Raw genomic sequence first — 17,061 nt, 5'->3', positions numbered from 1 at the left:
CACTCAGCCGCGCGGACGTTCGTGCGGCAGCAGCGTCGTCAGCACATCGACGGTCCGCGCCGTCGCGCCGCGATGGCGCGCGGCAAACGCCGACGCCGCGCCGCCCATTGCGATGCGTCGCGAGCGGTCTTCGAAGAGTTCGCGCAACGCCCGCGCGAGGTCAGCCGGATCCTGCACCTGCACCGCCGCGCCTGCGGCGACCGCATCGGCCGTTGCCTGCGTGAAGTTGAACACGTGCGGGCCGATCAGCACTGGCACCCCCATCGCACACGCCTCGATCAGATTCTGCCCGCCTAACGGCAACAGGCTGCCGCCGATAAACGCCAGATCGGCAGCGGCGTAGTAAGCGCCCAGTTCGCCCATCGAATCGCCAAGCAGCACCCTCACGTCCTGCGGTAGCGCCGCGATGGGCTCCGTTGAAGCCACCGGATTCGACGCCGCGCCGGCGGGCGCCCACTTCGAACGGCGCTCGAGACGCAGGCCGGTTTTCTCGACGTACGCCGCGACTTCGTCGAAGCGTTGCGGATGCCGCGGCACGAGAATCAGGAGCGCATCTTCGACGCCGAGCGCCGCGAACGCCTGCAGCACGAGCGCCTCTTCGCCTTCACGCGTGCTTGCCGCAACCCACACGGCCCGCATGCCGATCGCCGCGCGCCACGCGCGGCCGCGTGCCGCGAGTTCAGGCGGCGTCGCCATATCGAACTTCAGGTTACCCAGCACGGCCACATTGCGCGCGCCCAATGCGGTCAGCCGCTCGGCGTCGGACGGACTTTGCGCAAGCACGCGCGCAAAACCGCCAAACACCTCACGCGTCGCCTTGCCGAACTTCGCCGCGCGCCGGTACGAACGCGCCGACATCCGTGCATTCGTGAGCACGAGCGGCACATCGGCGCGACGGCATTCGTCGATGAGCGTCGGCCATACTTCGGTTTCCATCACCACGCCGATCGTCGGTCGCCACGCGCGCAGAAAACGCCGCACCGCATGCGGCATGTCATACGGCAGATACGTGCGCAGCACGCGATCGCCGAAAATCTGCTCGCCGGTTGCGCGGCCGCTCGGCGTCATGTGCGTGAGCAGGATGCGCGCGTCCGGACGCGCCTCGATCAGCGCTTCGATGAGCGGCTGCGCGGCGCGCGTCTCGCCAACGGACACCGCATGCACCCAGATCAGCGGCGCGTCGTCGTCGGGAAGGCGTCCACGCGTGTGGCCAAAACGCTCGGCGATATGCTCGCGATAACCGCGCTCGCGACGCGACCGCACATAAAGACGGATCACGGCAACGGGCGCGACGATCCACCAGAGCGCGTTATAGATGACTCTCAGCATCGCGCCTCCGCCAGCGCAGCAGGGATACGGCGGGCCGTGATGCCATCACCACAGAAACAGCGGCAAAATGCCGGGCGCAAATCCAGGCGCCATGCGCGAAGGGCCGCGCTCAAACCAGGGCCCTGCCCTTCAGGCGTTCGAGGATGCCAAGCGGCGCGCATTCCGGCTGCACCATGGACTTCACCGGCAGGAAGAACGTCTGCTCCAGCATGAACTGGCCGGACATCACCGCGTGCGACGTCTGATCGGAAAAGCACACCCAGACGCTGCCCGGCGGAAACGGCATGGTCTCCTGCGGGCTTGCCTTCTGGTAGTCGAGATCCGCTTTCATGCCGTCGTGCAGGTTCAGCATCAGATGGTCGTACTCGCTGCGCTTCGATTTCGTGATGTGCAGCAGATGCTGCAGCCAGGCCGAACCGGGCATCTGCGGCTTGATCCTGGGCAGGAAGCGCTTAGCCATGTCCTCGAACGGTTCGCCGACCCGCCATACGCGCGGTGCCCCGTTCGGGTTCACGTTCGTGAAGACGCGCAAAATCCGCTCGCCGTAATTGGGCCGCGACGGGAACGCGTCGACGTGCAGACGGCTGTCGTCCTTGCGCCAGGATGTCTGGCGCGTTTCGACCTGATGCAGACGCAGGCTCGTTGGCGCGACACGCAGCTTGCCGTCGTATTCGGGAAAGAGGCCATCGACCAGCGAGCGCGCGCTCGCCTGGTATCGCGCGATCAACGCACGCACGGCCGACTGCGTGACTGCGTCGCCGAGCACGCCGAAGAGCGCGCCACCGTTCGGTTCGAGGCTGATGTTCTTGCGCTTCGGATCGGCGATGGCCGGGTCGAGCAGCGCCTGCTCGCCGCCTTCGATCGCAAAACGCAGGTTCGGAAAATACAGCACCTTGCCGCGCTCGACGCCGGCGAGCAGCGTCTCGCGCGCGATGGACAGGTTCGTTCCCTGCCAGTCGGCGGATGCGACTTCGATGATCTGGGATTCGTTCATGGTCGCCCTTATTGAAGCGGATGGAGCGCAGTGTGTTCGTAGCCTGTTACGCGACGGCCGGTGCGGCTGGCGGGCCCCCGTCAGGGAACGACAGGCATCGCGGCCCTGGCATTCCCTGAAGCAGCCCGCCCCTGCGGTCACAACAGGCCGAAGCCGGCCAGTGCGGCCTTCACCTGCTGGAGCGTCGGCGGCTGGCCGGCCGTGCCGAGGTTGACCACGTTCGGCGACCAGTAGCCGCCCGTGCGCCATGCGGTCGCGAAATTGTACAACTCGACTGTCGGCCGTTTCAGGGCCGCCGCGATGTGAACAAGACCTGTGTCAACGCCAACCGTCGCCGCCGCGCCATCGATCAGGCCCACCACCGCCGGCAGCGAGAGCTTTGGCGGCACGACCGCCGCCGCGCCGAATTCGCGCGCGAGCCGCTCGCTCGTCTCGCGTTCGCTGTCGCTCCCCCACGGCAGCACGAGCGAGACGCCGCGCCGCACCAGCGCCTGACCGAGCTCGATCCACGCGGCCTCTGGCCACTGCTTGTCGGCGCGCGACGTGGCATGCACGAAGACCACATACGGCACCGGCAGGTTCAGCCCGAGCGCAGACAGCGCCAGCGCGGCCTGGCGCGTGTCGATGCCGAAGTCGATGTCGTCGGTGGGTTGCGGCGCGGGTTCGCCGAGCGCGGCCGCCACCAGCTGGCGCGTGCGCTCGACTACATGGGTACGCGGCGCGATCGGCACGCGCCGGTCATAAAAGAAGCGCACCGGCCATTCGAAGCCCGCGCCATCGGTACGGTTCGCGAGGCCCGTCAGCGGCCCGCGTGCCCAGCTCGCGACCCACGCGGTCTTGATGAGCCCCTGGCAGTCGATCACGAGATCGTATTTCTCGGCGGCGAGCGCGCGGCGGAAGGCGCCGATCTCGCGCCAGTTGTCGAGCGAAAACAGCCGCTTGCGCCAGCGACGCAGCGAAAACGGAATCGCACGACGCACGCCGTGGACGAGCTGCACCAGCTCGATAAAGCTTTCTTCGACGAGCCAGTCGATCTGCGCCGCGGGATGCCGGCGCAGAATATCGGCAATCACCGGCATGTTGTGGACGACGTCGCCCAGCGACGACACCCGCACGATCAGGATCTTTTGTACGCTCAAGTGGGAATTGCCGGCAAACCGGCTCGAAGATGCGTGAATGGGACGGCAATTCTATCGCGACCGGTGCCATTTTCGGGACAAGTCGCGGGATAAGTCCCGTGCGAATGTCCGGGCATGCGCGGGCCTACGCCGGCAGAACACATAAAAACGCGGCGCAATGGCTCCCGCCACGCGCCGCGTCCGACGGCGGTGTCATTGCGGGAGGGGTGCAACCCAACCGCAATGCCGCCCGTCTGACCGTTAGAACGGCAATTTTGCGTCCGGCTTCGCCGCAAGGATCACGCGCCGGAAATCTTCCTGAATCCGCTTCAATGCCGCATCGTTATCCGCCTCGAAACGCATCACGACGACAGGCGTCGTATTCGACGAGCGCGCGAGACCGAAACCGTCCGGGTATTCGACGCGCAGGCCGTCGATCTTAACGACGTCATCTGCGCCCGTGAACTGCGCGGTTTCCTGCAGACGCCCGATGAGTTCGAAGTTTTCGCCTTCTTCCAGCTTCAGTTGCAGTTCCGGCGTGGAGTGCGAGTTCGGCAGGCTGTTCAGCAGCTTGCTCGGGTCCTTCACGCGCGAGAGGATTTCGAGCAGACGTGCGCCCGTGTACAGGCCGTCGTCGAAACCGTACCAGCGGTCCTTGAAAAACACGTGGCCGCTCATTTCGCCCGCGAGCGGCGCGCCGGTCTCGCGCAGCTTCGCCTTCACGAGCGAGTGGCCCGTCTTCCACATCAGCGGCTCGCCGCCCTTCTCGCGCACCCACTTCGCGAGGTTACGCGTGCACTTCACGTCATAGATGATCTGCGCGCCCTTGTTGCGCGACAGGACTTCCTCGGCGAACAGCATCAGTTGACGGTCCGGATAGATGATCTCGCCGTCTTTCGTCACGACGCCGAGACGGTCGCCGTCGCCATCGAACGCGAAGCCGATTTCCGCATCCGTTTCCTTCAATGCGCGGATCACGTCCTGCAGGTTTTCCGGGTGCGCCGGGTCCGGGTGATGGTTCGGGAAGTTGCCGTCGATCTCCGTGAACAGTTCCACGAGTTCGCAGCCGAGCTTCCTGAAGAGCTTCGGCGCGAGACCGCCCGCGACGCCGTTACCGGTATCGACGACGATCTTCAGCGGGCGCGCGAGCTTGATGTCGCTGACGATCCGCTCGAGATACGCGTCGGCGATGTCGTATTCGGTGTAGGTGCCGCTGCCATCGGCAAAGTTCTCGTCGACGATGCGCTGGTGCAGCGCGAGAATCTGCTCGCCATAGATCGCCGCGCCGCGCAGCACCATCTTGAAGCCGTTGTAGTCGGGCGGATTGTGGCTGCCGGTCACGACGATGCACGAATCGACGCGACGCTCGCCGCCCGCGAGCTTGAGCGGCACGCTGGCCGCGAAGTAGCCGACGGGTGTCGGCACCATGCCGACGTTCACGACGTCGACGCCGGCCGCACGCAGGCCGTCCGAGAGTGCCGCGATGAGATCCGGGCCCGACAGGCGTCCGTCACGCGCAACCACGACGGCATCGCCGCCCTGCGCACGCACTTCGCTGCCGAATGCGCGGCCGATCGAGCGGGCTGCGTCGGTATCGAGCGTCTTGCCGATCACGCCGCGAATGTCATAGGCCTTGAAAATCGATTTGGAGATCATGAATGGCTCACTTGCGTGCAATGGAGAAATTTGACTGGCTCAATTCACTCACCACGAAGCGTTCCATGATGAGCGCATTGCGCCCTTGCCGGAAGCGGTCCGGTTCCAACTTATAATTGCGGTTTTTCAAACACGCCTTCTGGCGCCTATTCTAATGCTTAGACGCGTCTCCCTCATAAAGTTGCCACAGCGTGCGACGAGGCGGGCATGCGCTCATCGACCGGTTTCCCTCTTCACCGGAGCAGGCACGGCGCATGCTGAACGGGCTGCCCGGGGCGCGTTGCAGGCATCCTCGCAGGCACCGTCGGGCGGCGGATGCTGACGCTCAGGCGCTTCGCCAGCCCGGACGTCACCCGGGCGTTCGCCAATATCGTCTGGCTGGGCCTCGAACGGCTGACGCAGATCGCCGTCGCGATTGCGATAAGCGGCCTGCTGGCGCGTTATTTCGGCCCCGACACGTTTGGCAAATGGCAGTACGCCAACACGCTCCTTCTTGTGCTTTCGCCTGTTACCTGGGTGTGCGGCGCGGAAATTCTCGTGCCGACCATCGTTCATCGTCCGCCTGAGCAGCTCGGCACCGTGCTTGGCAGCGCGTTCGTGCTGCGCATCGCCGTTTCGGGCGTCGCCCTGCTGCTCACGTGGGCCGGCATTGCTGCGGGCCTGACCGATCCGCTCGTCGGCGCGATGCTCGCCGGGCTCGCGGTCACGATGCTGTTTCGCGAGCCGTTTGTCGGCGTGATCAACGCGTGGCTGCAAAGCATGACGTACAGCAAGCCGCAGTTGCTCACCAGCATGACGACGGCCATCTTCAAGGCCGCGCTCGTCTGGGTGCTGGTGCGCGCGGCCACGGCGCCAGCGCACTTCGGCTGGCTGTGGGCGCTGGAATCCGCGGTGATTGGTGCTGTGCTGCTGATGTATTACATACGCAGGCATGGCGGGCGTCTGGGCTGGCACCTCGACCGGTCGCTCTTTCGCCACTTCGCGACGGCGGGCACGGTGTTCTGGCTCGGCCTCATCTGCATGTACCTGTTTCTGAAGCTCGACCGGTTGATGCTGGAGCGCACGATCTCGTTTGCCGATCTGGGTCGCTATTCCGCCGCGCAGCAGCTGAACGAAAACTGGATCACGCTGGCGCTGATGCTCGCGCAGACGCTTGCGCCCGCCTTTGTCTATCGCGTGCAGGACGCCGTCCGGCTGCGCCGCAACATGCTCCGGCTAATGGGCATGACAGCGCTATTGATGGTGGGTGGGGCGATCGTGCTCGATCTGCTCGCCGGCTTCATCATCAGCCGGGTGTTCGGGCCTTCGTATGAAGGGGCAATCGGGATTTTCCGCTGGGCCGTGTGGCTTTCCGTGCCGGCGGGTATCGAGGCGATCGGCAATCTCGTCGTGCTGAAATATCAGGCGAAATTCGTCTTGCTGTCGAAGTGGCTGCTCGCGCTTGCCGTGGCGTTCGTCGTCAATCTGCTGATGATTCCGCGGCTTGGCGCGTATGGCGCGCTGGTCGGTCTCGCGGCCGGCTATCTGGCCGCAGCCGCGGTCAACTTCTACTACATCGGTTTCAAGCTGCGTTCATGAGTGCTTCCGTGCCGTTATCCGCCGATCTGACCGGTGCGTCTCGCGTGGGCGCGCTTCGCGACGTCGCGATCCTGATGCCCGCCTACAACGGCCAGGCCGACGTGGAGCGCACGCTCGCCTCGTTCAGCGAGGACGCGCCCGTCTATGCGCTCATCGTCGACGATGGCAGCACGCCGCCGATCGTCGCGCCCGCGATTGCGAACATGTCGATCGAAGTGCTGCGCATGCCGCAGAACGGCGGCATCGAGCGCGCGCTGCAAACCGGCATCGATGCGCTCGCCGAGCGCGGCTTTCGCTACGCCGCGCGCATCGACGCGGGCGATCTGACGGTGCCGCACCGGCTCGCGAAACAGCGCGCGCATCTCGAAGCGCATCCACAGGTAGCCGGCCTCGGCATGTGGACGCAGGTGGTCACACGCGACGGCACGCCGGTTTTCATGCTGAGCCCGCCTGCCGATCCGCAGGCGATCCGTCGCATCCGCTTTTTGCGCGGCTGCTTCGTGCATCCTTCGATGATGCTGCGTATCGACGCCGTGCGCGCCGTCGGCAACTATCGCGCGGCGTATCGTTCGGCGGAAGATCTCGACCTGTTCCTGCGCCTGATGGAACGCTACGAGTGCGCGAATCTCGCCGAACTGGGCCTTTACTACGAGCTGAACGAAGGCGGTATCAGCGCGACGAAGCGCCATCAGCAGATCGCCTCGACGCTCAAGCTGCAACTGCATTATTTCAATGCGGCCAACGTGTACGACTGGCTCGGGCTCGCCAAAAACCTGCTGCATTTCCTGATGCCCTACAGCGTGTTGCAGCGGATCAAGCGCACGCTGTTCGCCGCGCGCGCGCATGGCTGAACCGCTTTCTTTAGCCACATTCCACGACATCCATACCGCGAACGTTGCATGAACCCTTCCCGACCGTCACGTAGCCCGCTGCACATCAGCCTTGTCTGTAACACGGCGTGGGCGATCTATACCTATCGTCAGGGATTGATCCGCATGCTCGTGAGCCGGGGCGTCGACGTGACCGTGATCGCGCCGAGCGACCGCACGTTCGACCTGCTGACGCAGATGGGATGTTGCTGCATCGATCTGCCGGTGGCGTCAAAAGGGACGAGCCCCCGGGACGATCTGCGCACGCTCTGGGCGCTCTTCCGGCACTACCGGACGATTCGCCCGGATGTTGTGTTCCACTACACGATCAAGCCAAATATCTACGGGTCGATCGCGGCGAAACTGGCCGGCGTGGCGTCCGTTGCGGTGACAACCGGCCTTGGCTACGTTTTCATTCAGCAAAGCCGCGCGGCGCAGGTCGCCAAAAAGCTGTACCGTTTCGCTTTCCGCTTCCCGCGCGAAATCTGGTTTCTCAACCGCGACGACGAAGCCGCGTTTCTCGACCAGAAGCTGCTGGTGCATCCTGAGCGTGCGCGTCTGCTGCACGGCGAAGGCGTCGATCTCGACCAGTTCGCGTTCGCTCCGCTGCCAGACCGCGCGCATTTCACGTTCGTGCTGATCGGGCGGCTCTTGTGGGACAAGGGCGTGGGCGAATACGTCGAAGCCGCGCGAGCGCTGCGTGCGCGCTACCCGCATGCGCGCTTTGTGCTGCTCGGGCCGGTTGGCGTCGATAATCCCAGTGCGATCACGCAGGCGGAAGTCGACGCCTGGCAGCGCGAAGGGGTGATCACGTACGCGGGCGAAGCGCACGATGTGCGGCCTTTTATTGTCGATGCTGACTGTGTCGTTTTGCCGTCGTATCGTGAGGGGGTGCCGCGCACGCTGATGGAAGCCTCGGCGATGGGCCGGCCGATCGTCGCGACCGACGTGCCAGGTTGCCGCGAAGTGGTCGCCGATGGCGTGAATGGATTGCTGTGCGAAGTGAAGAGCGCGCAGAGTCTGACCGCGAAACTCGCGCAGATGCTCGACATGAGCGGCGAGGAACGCCGCGCGATGGGAGAACGCGGCCGCAAGAAAGTCGCGTCGGAATTCGACGAGCGGGTTGTCGTCGAACGATATAAAGACCTGTTGCATACCTTGACGGGCGTTTCACTTTAACGGAGTAAAGCATGTCTGCAACAAACGCGAAGGGCACGATCCTGGTGACAGGCGGAGCGGGTTTCATCGGCTCCCATACGTGCGTCGAATTGTTGAACGGCGGCTATGACGTGGTGGTCATCGACAACCTCGTGAACAGTAATTCCGAGTCGCTTAAACGCGTCGAGAAAATTACGGGCAAAAAGCTCGCATTCTACGAAGCCGATGCGCGCGATGAAGCGGCATTGAAGGCCATTTTCGATGCGCACCCGGTCACCGGGGCGATCCACTTTGCGGCGCTCAAGGCGGTAGGCGAATCGGTGGCGAAGCCGATCCAGTACTACCGCAACAACGTCGACAGTCTGCTTGTGCTGCTCGACGTGATGCGCCAGCGCGACGTGAAGCAGTTTGTGTTCAGCTCGTCGGCGACCGTGTATGGCGTGCCGGAAAGCTCGCCGATCGACGAATCATTTCCGCTTTCCGCGACGAATCCATATGGACAATCGAAGCTCATTGCCGAGCAGGTGCTGCGCGATCTTGAGGTTTCGGATCCGACGTGGCGCATCGCGACCCTGCGCTATTTCAATCCAGTGGGGGCGCACGAAAGCGGCTTGATCGGTGAAGATCCTTCTGGCATTCCGAATAACCTGATGCCTTATGTCGCGCAGGTTGCGGTCGGCAAGCTGGAAAAGCTGCGCGTGTTTGGCGGCGATTACGACACGCCCGACGGCACCGGCGTGCGTGACTATATTCACGTGGTCGATCTCGCACGCGGGCATCTTGCGGCACTCGATGCCTTAGTGAAGCACGATGCGAGTTTTGTCGTGAATCTGGGTACAGGCCAGGGATATAGCGTGCTGGACGTGGTGCGCTCGTTTGAAAAGGCATCGGGCAAGCCCGTGCCTTATGAAATCGTCGCGCGCCGGCCCGGCGACGTCGCACAATGCTTCGCTAATCCGGCTGCTGCGGAAAAGCTGCTCGGATGGCGCGCGCAGTTCGGCATCGAGCGCATGTGTGCGGACCACTGGCGCTGGCAGTCGATGAATCCGAAGGGGTTCGGCGCAGCATAGCGCCAGGCGAGCCGGGGCATTCAGGCTCCTGTGCGACTTCAAAGCCGGTCGGGGTTTCGCGAGTGGCGACGTCGCACTTGAACTTACGGCGCGTTTCAGGCACTTCAGGCACCAGAAGCTACTCGCTTCATGGCGCGCGGACGCGCGCCCGCACCGCGTTCCAGAACTGCAGCCTCGGCGGTCATACCCGCCGGGATCCCAAGGCTTTTTTCGCCTCCTCGCCACCCGCATGCGCGATTGCTTTTCTTTTCGCGTTCCTACGTGCTGTTTCCGCGCGGGCCTCACCCCAAACCCAGCAAGCAGAACGAACCTGTCCAGTTCAACGGATCCCCAGTTCAACCCTTCCCATTCGGTCCTCTTCATCAACAGCAAGCCCTCAGGCAACGCGCGGCTTGCCGGGCTCCTCTTCCTGCTGACGCGTCATTACCTCGGCTCCCTCGCCAACTGAAATCGGCATGGCAGGTCCATGCCCCGGGGCTGTGTTCGCGCGTTCCGCCTGCGCGTACGCGTGTGGATTGGCGAACCTTGATCGGGGAACATACAGATGGGCCATGCTGGCAGATGCAATTCACGAACTGGCGCTCGTTCGCGAGCAGCTTGGGGAAAGCTTTGAGCACCGGGAACACCGGCGACAGCTGGTTACGCCGCTCCTTCGTTTTACGAGGACCGTTGGCGCTTTGACACGATCGCTCGCTGAGATGCCCGTCTGGGTCATTCACGCGTATGCCGCCTGTTGAGTGGCGCAGGGCATGGAGGCGGTGTGGCGTTTTTCTTGAGGACCGCTCCTGATCCCCGATCACAGAAGAGCTTATCCGGCCGCGGCGTGCCACCAAAACTTTCCAGGCGCAAAGGACTGCGTAAAATTATACCCTATAATTATATGACGAGGTATAAATTGACGGGCTTCGATTTATACCTCATTATTGTAATTAACGGTATAAATTAACCCGCACATGGTGAACTTTCACAACGACGCGTTGCAGACGCTATATTCGTCCGTCACCGAACGTACTGGCGCGCAGACGCACATTCCGCTGCACTCTCCTGGCTCTGCTGCCCGGAAGACGGTCGACGGGAAAACATACATCTACTGGCGGATATATCTGGCGTCAGGCAAGCACAAAGAGACGTCGCTGGGTCGTGCGGGTGAACCTTCCACTGACGCCGCGCTCGACGCGAAATTGCTGGAGAGCGGGGAGATGCGCGCGATTGCTGCCGAGGTTCAGCTCTTGCGGAAGGCCGGCTTCGCCGCCGCGGACAACTCGTCGGCGCTCACCATCGCCACGCTGTTTAACGCCGGCATTTTCGGCCATGGTGGTGTACTCGTCGGCTCTCACGCCTTCGGTGCGCTTCTGAACAGCTTGGGCGTTCGCCTGCCAGCGAACTACAGGACTGAGGATATCGATATTGGCAGCGCTGGATCTATTTCAGTCGCCATCCCGGAAAATCGTACGTTCCTCGACATTCTGCGTGACAGTGGAATTCCCTTTCTCGAGGTGCCTGATCTGGACTCCCGAAAGCCCGCAACTTCGTTCAAGGCACGCGGCCAGCCACTGAAAGTCGACCTGCTCGTACCGGGTACCGATGCGTACGAGACAAAATCGCTGCCGCAGTTGCGCGCGCACGCGACGGGACTTCCCTACTTCAGGTACCTGGTTTCCAACCCGACGCGCGGGTTCATCCTCGGCAAGGAGCATGTCGTTCCAGTCCTGCTGCCCGACCCCGCGCGGTTCGCACTTCACAAATTGATTGTCAGCACGCTCCGCGACCCGTCACGCGCCCTCAAGGCGGACAAAGACCGTCGCCAGGCAACCGTGTTGATCGACGCCCTGATGGAAAGATTCCCAGACTGGTTACAGACCGCAGCCAGCGAGCTTGAAGAAGGCGCGCGTCCCAAGGTTGCTAGGGCCGCAGCGCTGGCTTTGAGGCTGGATTCAGGCCTGTCTGAGCGTGCCCGCGATTTTCTTGCCGATCTGGATGACCAGTAACCGCATTCCGATGACGACGATTCGCTACGCTCAGGGAGCCTCGATGGTTCACCGGGAGTAGTTGACATTGAGTGGCGAGGCGAGCCTGTCGCTAACCCAGCGTCGCCAGCAGCTTGATGAAGTTGCGCTTGGCGCGATACACCTGGCGAACGGTCTCGAGCTCATCAACGAACTGTGCGTGCTCCTTCAACCCTGCCCGCAACGTCCCTATGGTGCGCACGATACCAAACGCTTCGTCATATCGGGCGTTTCGTGTTCCGCTCTCCACCGCAATCGGCAGCAGTCGGTGATACAACGCAATGGCGTCGTGCGGATGCGTCTTACCGCGCACGGCCGCCATCGTTGCCCACAGGTTTATCGCCACGGGACCCCCGCAGAACGCTTCCCATGCGGTCTCGCTTTCGCACCCGGTGAGAAAAACCTTGACCAGTTCGGTGCGGCTCGGCGTCTGCCAGTAGCTGGACTTCACTTTAGTCGGCGCCTCTTCAGTGCGGACAAGCGCCCACAGATGGTTGAGTGCGCGCTCGCGCGTTGTATCGTACCTCCCGGTTGCCGTGGCGACATCCATTAGCGCCGTGAACGCTTCGGCAACGGGGCGCGACTCGAAACGCTGCCAGGCCAATGCACCGGCTTTCTCAAAATCCTCCCGCCGCAGGTACTCGGTTATGCTGAAATTCAGCAGACGCACGTCACTATTCTTCCCCGATTCCGCAAGTCCGCGCTCCGCCCAGACCAACCCTTCGTCATGACGCCCATACTTCGCGCAAAGCTCCGCGAGCTGCAAAAAACGGTACGCATTTGACAGGTCTTTCGAGCGGATGCGAATCAGTGCGTCGACGTCACCATCAAGCTCCGCGAGCGTCTCCATCGCGCGCTCCAGTCGCATCCGCAGCGGGTCGAACGACCTGTGCAGGTCGTTGGCCGGGGCGAGTTGCGGTAACTCGTCCCATCCACGCTCCACCAGTTCGCGGTAACGACGCAATCCGTCGTCGCCGAGTGATTCGCCGTATGCCGGCAATACGTTGTAAAACGTATCCCATGCCCCCTCTGTCTGCAAACGGAACAGCCGCTCCGCGAGCTTCACTGCATCAGGGGCCGTCCGGCGGCATGCATCGAGATGCACGCGCGCAAGTTCCATGATTGCCGGCATGACATCACCGCCGGAGTCATCAATCTGTTCGAGACTCTTCTCCGCACCGGCAATCGCCAGCTCCGCGAGTTCGACTACCTGCGCCGCATTCGGCCCTACGAGACGCTGGCGCAGCAGATCTGCGAGCGACATCAGGCCGTCCCCGTACGCTCCCGCTTCCCGCCAGTCGAGCGGTCGCGAAATTCGCGTTGCCTGACGCACCGCAGTCTTCATGCCTGGGAGGTCATTGGCAGTCGCCGCGCGCGCGGCAAAGAGCAGCTTGTCGCGCAGAGCCATGTCGCGCCCGGCAACTTCGAGCAGCAGGTCGCGCATGGCATCTTCACCGAGTGTCGCGACGTACTCGCCAATCATCTCTCCATGCGTTTTGCGCTTCTTGCGAGGTCTCGCCGGTTCGGCGTCGTCGGTATGGAACACCTCTTCGCCTGTGTTCTCGAGCCACGACAGCGCGACCGCTACCGCGTGTTTACAGAAAATGCCGCCGGCGCCCACCGGGCAGTCGCATTCGTACGTCAATTCGCCGTCAGCGCCAGCTCCAAGTTCGACGCTGTACCGGTGCGTGCCGCGCACATTCCCCTGGAGCACACCGTCGTGCTCCTCAAGGCGCGACACCGCCCCGTTCTGGAAATAGGCGTTGCCCCGAGTAAAGGTCTTCAGGTCGGCCAGCGACTGGACCTCGGCGAGGGTAATGACGTCTGTAAGGGAGATTGAGCGAGGCATCAGTAAGTAAAAGCGGTTCGAACCATGCCGCAAATCACGGCTAGCGCCAACAATGCTACCCGGTCCGATGCAATGTCTGGTCGCTCTGTCAGCGGGTTCGCACATCACACCCCTCGATTTTATATGGGACGCGCACGCCGGGTTCATCCGCAGGAAAATCCTTCGTGTTGCGCGAAACCAGCAACAGCGAATTAACTCGGGCCGACGCCCGAACAATCGCGTCGGGCAAGCGAATTCGCTTTTCCTTGCGAATCTTGACCGCTTGATTTGCAACGCCTCGTCAAAAGCACCGGCTTCACGTCATTCGCGATGGGACCGAAGACCCGCATTTGCCGATGTGTTGATCATCGGAAAGAGGAAGGTCCTGCCCGAAGACTCGCCAACGCAAATCCGGAGGATCTGGTTGATGGCCTGTGTCGCCAACCTTGTCCCATCTGGCGCCGGCTAAGGTTTTGAGCCACCTCGCCGGCCGGCATTGCGCGAAGAACGGCATCTGCCTGTTGCAGACACAACCTCCCGCACGCCGGCCGGGACATTTCGAAATGGACACATCGCGGCGGAATTAACGTGGCTTGATTGCGACCTTGAGTACGCCATCCCGCTGATTCGCAAAGAGGTCGTATGCGGCGACGATGTCGTCGAGAGCGTAGTGATGCGTCACCAGGACGCCGAGATCGAGGCGCTCCGACGCCACCACGTTCATCAGCCGCCGCATCCGCTCCTTGCCGCCGGGGCACAGGGCCGTGACGATGCGGTGATCGCCCAGCCCCGCCGCGAACGCGGACAGCGGAATGCGCAGATCGGACGAGTACACGCCAAGGCTTGAAAGCGTCCCGCCAGGCTTGAGAACTCGCAGGGCTGCCTCGAACGTTCCCTGCGTACCCAGGGCCTCGATCGACGAATCGACGCCGCGCCCACCCGTCAGCTTCATGATTTCATCGACGACATCGCAGTTCCTGAAGTTGACCGTGACGTCCGCCCCCATCTTCCTTGCGACGGCGAGACGCGCGTCGTTCCCGTCCACGGCGATAATCGTCGTCGCGCCCTGCAGGCGTGCGCCCGCCGTGGCGCACAGCCCGATCGGGCCTTGCGCGAATACCGCGACCGTATCGCCGATTCTGATATTCGCGTTCTCCGCCCCCTTGAAGCCCGTCGACATGATGTCCGGACACATCAGCACCTGCTCATCGGTAAGGCCGTCGGGGATGGGCGCAAGGTTCGCCTGCGCATCCGGCACGAGTACGTATTCGGCCTGCGTGCCGTCGATCAGATTGCCGAAGCGCCAGCCCGCCGTCGCCTTGTAGCCGTGGCAACCGCACTGACCCTTCGGAATCAGGTAACTGCCATCCTGGGACGGATAGCCGTCCATGGCCGCATAGGAGTTGAAGTTAGGACAGATCGCGCCCGCGATCACGCGCTGCCCTTCGGTGTAGCCCACCACCGCGGCACCCAGTTTTTCGACGATGCCAACCGGCTCGTGTCCGATCGTCAGACCTTCTACGACCGGATATTCGCCTTTGAGGATATGGACGTCGGTACCGCAGATGGTGGTGGTTGTGATGCGAATGAGTGCGTCGTTGGGGCCGACATCGGGGATGGGTTTTTCGCGAAGTTCGATGCGGCCGGGTTCGACAAAAACCGCAGCTTTCATCATGGCGGACATGATTTTCACTCCTGTGGAAAGGACTGACATGACCGGCGGGCCATCACGGCGAGCCCGCCTCGTGGCACGCCGGATTTGCCTGGCGCGCAGTACGGATAGACTACGCCGCTCGGGGCGTCTCGTGATCCTGCCGGTGCTGCCCGGCCTCAACCGGGCAAGGTCACGTTTCACACCAGCACCGCGTCTGGCCACTTGCCGCTCTCGACCAGTTGCGTCATCTGTTGCCGGACGGTTCGCAGAACCTGCCACTGGCTCGGAATGGGCGGCCGGTTGCGACCGGAGACGATCGCGACATCGCGCGCGACCTCCGGGCCGACCAGCGGCGTGGCCTGTAGCAGGCCGCTGCGCAGTTCTTCCTGGACGGCTGCGAGCGGCAGCACAGTGCACCCGCAGTTTTCGGCCACAAGCTGTTTGGTGATGTACACCGATGCGTCGCACTCCATGCTGATATCGAGCGTCTTCGCAAACCGCCCAACCAGCGATTCCGACAATACCCTCAGCCCGTGAGGATGCGAGGGCAGCACCATCGGTACATCGCCGAGACGCTCCACCGGGAAGCCCTCGCCCAGCGGGCCGAATTCAAGCGGCGCCACGAAGCTGAGCCGCTCGCGCAGGATCACGTCGACGCCGAGCGAGGCGTGGTTTTCCGGCAGATAGACAATCGCGGCATCGATCTCGCCGCTGGCGATCCATTCCTGGATATGACCGCCGAGACCCTCCTTGAAGCGCATCCTGATGCCCGGATACTGCTGCTTCAGCGCCTTGCCGATCGAGCCGAACAGGATCTTGGCGATGGTCGGCTGCGCGGCGAGCACGATGCTCGATGGCCCCTGGTGCGAAGGCGCGGAGAGTGCCTCAGCGGCGGCGGCCAGCGTGTCCTTGATTTCCCCCGCGTACTTCATCAGGCGGTGGCCGCTTTCGGTCAGGACCACGCCACGCCCGCTGCGATAGAAGAGACGCGTGTTCAGTTCGGATTCGAGCGCCGCGATACGCCGGCTCAAGGCCGACTGCGAAAGGCCGATCTCGATGGAAGCGCGCGACAGGTTGCCACTGATCGCGACGCTCAGGAACAGCATCAGATCCTCCGAATGCACTGCCGCCTCCTGATGGCGACATGCTTCACTTGAGAACGAGAGCACGCCGACCTGATTTTTGTTGGCAACAGTATATCCCGACGCCCGAAGCGTTCAGGCACGCATATGGGGATCCATGGCGGGACGGTCTGCCACCGGTCGCCGGGATCGAGGGTTGAGCAATCCTGCGTCGCGCTAACCACCGCCCACGTCGCGATACAGGCGTTCATCGTGCGGCGAACCGAGCAACGGGTCGAGTTGCTTATGGAACTCACGTGCCGCGCTGGAACTGATATGTGCCTCATAGGCATCGCGGCTTGCCCAGCTCTCGACCAGCGTGAAGTGGTTCGGGCTGGAGACCTGCCTCAGGATCTCGACATCGAGATTGCCCTGTTGCTGGCGCGAGGTCGCAGCGTACCCGTCCAGCAGGACCACCGCGCGATCCAGGCCGGTACGCGCCACGTCGAGGTGGGCGATGACCGTGACAGGCGGGCCGCCTGCGCTGCCGGCCTGCTGCCCGCTCCCGTTCGCACAACCTGCGGCGCCGAGCCCGAGCCACGCTGTCCACGCAAGCAGTGATACGAGACGTTTCATGATCGATCTCCTCTGACTCCTGTTTTTCCCGGCCAGCGCGACCTTTGCGCCGTCTCGCTGCGGCGCGCCTACTGTCGCGCCGCCCCGCGAGCACGGCAAGGCGC

Annotated in this window: 13 protein-coding genes and 1 pseudogene; 5 read left to right on the top strand and 9 right to left on the bottom strand. The window is 63.2% G+C overall.

The genetic code is table 11. The features are described from left to right. Positions 1–3: 3 nt before the first annotated feature. The 4 genes from waaA to LPA36_RS02840 all read right to left on the bottom strand — a co-directional run bounded on the left by waaA (position 4) and on the right by LPA36_RS02840 (position 5,097). Positions 4–1,329, bottom strand: a complete 1,326-nt coding sequence (gene waaA, locus LPA36_RS02855) for a lipid IV(A) 3-deoxy-D-manno-octulosonic acid transferase (RefSeq protein ID WP_228874629.1) — start codon at positions 1,327–1,329, stop codon at positions 4–6. Between the two features lie 109 nt (positions 1,330–1,438). After that, positions 1,439–2,323, bottom strand: coding sequence for a Kdo hydroxylase family protein (locus LPA36_RS02850; protein ID WP_228874628.1), 885 nt, complete (start codon positions 2,321–2,323; stop codon positions 1,439–1,441). Positions 2,324–2,460: 137 nt separating this feature from the next. Continuing rightward, positions 2,461–3,462 (bottom strand): lipopolysaccharide heptosyltransferase I, encoded by a 1,002-nt coding sequence (waaC, locus tag LPA36_RS02845; RefSeq protein ID WP_407674204.1) that lies wholly within the window; start codon positions 3,460–3,462, stop codon positions 2,461–2,463. Between the two features lie 240 nt (positions 3,463–3,702). After that, positions 3,703–5,097, bottom strand: a complete 1,395-nt coding sequence (locus tag LPA36_RS02840; protein WP_228874627.1) for a phosphomannomutase/phosphoglucomutase — start codon at positions 5,095–5,097, stop codon at positions 3,703–3,705. Positions 5,098–5,412: 315 nt separating this feature from the next. Between LPA36_RS02840 and LPA36_RS02835 the strand changes: the two genes are divergently transcribed. The 5 genes from LPA36_RS02835 (at position 5,413) to LPA36_RS02815 (ending at position 11,760) form a co-directional block, all read left to right on the top strand. Beyond that, positions 5,413–6,675, top strand: a complete 1,263-nt coding sequence (locus LPA36_RS02835) for an oligosaccharide flippase family protein (protein ID WP_228874626.1) — start codon at positions 5,413–5,415, stop codon at positions 6,673–6,675. Next, complete coding sequence (locus LPA36_RS02830) at positions 6,672–7,526, top strand: glycosyltransferase (RefSeq protein WP_407674203.1); 855 nt, start codon at positions 6,672–6,674, stop codon at positions 7,524–7,526. Before LPA36_RS02835 ends, LPA36_RS02830 begins: the two co-directional genes overlap by 4 nt. A 48-nt stretch (positions 7,527–7,574) precedes the next feature. Further along, complete coding sequence (locus tag LPA36_RS02825) at positions 7,575–8,723, top strand: glycosyltransferase family 4 protein (protein WP_228874625.1); 1,149 nt, start codon at positions 7,575–7,577, stop codon at positions 8,721–8,723. 11 nt (positions 8,724–8,734) lie between these two features. Continuing rightward, complete coding sequence (gene galE / locus LPA36_RS02820; RefSeq protein WP_228874624.1) at positions 8,735–9,772, top strand: UDP-glucose 4-epimerase GalE; 1,038 nt, start codon at positions 8,735–8,737, stop codon at positions 9,770–9,772. A 953-nt stretch (positions 9,773–10,725) separates the two neighbouring features. Continuing rightward, positions 10,726–11,760 carry a GSU2403 family nucleotidyltransferase fold protein gene (locus LPA36_RS02815; RefSeq protein WP_228874623.1) on the top strand — a complete coding sequence of 345 codons (1,035 nt, stop codon included), beginning with the start codon at positions 10,726–10,728 and terminating at the stop codon, positions 11,758–11,760. Between the two features lie 91 nt (positions 11,761–11,851). Here LPA36_RS02815 and LPA36_RS02810 read toward each other — a convergent pair whose 3' ends face one another. From LPA36_RS02810 to LPA36_RS02790, 5 genes and pseudogenes are all read right to left on the bottom strand, one after another. After that, positions 11,852–13,627 carry an SWIM zinc finger family protein gene (locus tag LPA36_RS02810; RefSeq protein ID WP_228874622.1) on the bottom strand — a complete coding sequence of 592 codons (1,776 nt, stop codon included), beginning with the start codon at positions 13,625–13,627 and terminating at the stop codon, positions 11,852–11,854. Between the two features lie 88 nt (positions 13,628–13,715). Beyond that, positions 13,716–13,901: pseudogene (locus tag LPA36_RS02805) on the bottom strand (hypothetical protein); the annotation flags it as partial. 288 nt (positions 13,902–14,189) lie between these two features. After that, complete coding sequence (locus tag LPA36_RS02800; protein WP_228874621.1) at positions 14,190–15,290, bottom strand: NAD(P)-dependent alcohol dehydrogenase; 1,101 nt, start codon at positions 15,288–15,290, stop codon at positions 14,190–14,192. Positions 15,291–15,457: 167 nt separating this feature from the next. Further along, a complete protein-coding gene (locus LPA36_RS02795) occupies positions 15,458–16,384 on the bottom strand; it encodes a LysR family transcriptional regulator (protein ID WP_228874620.1) in 927 nt (308 codons plus the stop codon). 174 nt (positions 16,385–16,558) lie between these two features. Further along, the gene (locus tag LPA36_RS02790) at positions 16,559–16,957 is read right to left on the bottom strand and encodes a putative quinol monooxygenase (protein ID WP_228874619.1); all 399 of its coding nucleotides are present in this window, start codon (positions 16,955–16,957) and stop codon (positions 16,559–16,561) included. Positions 16,958–17,061: the final 104 nt, after the last annotated feature.

This window comes from Paraburkholderia saeva (genome assembly GCF_907164555.1).
Lineage (GTDB): Bacteria > Pseudomonadota > Gammaproteobacteria > Burkholderiales > Burkholderiaceae > Paraburkholderia > Paraburkholderia saeva.
This window is presented reverse-complemented; position numbering and strand designations above follow the sequence as displayed.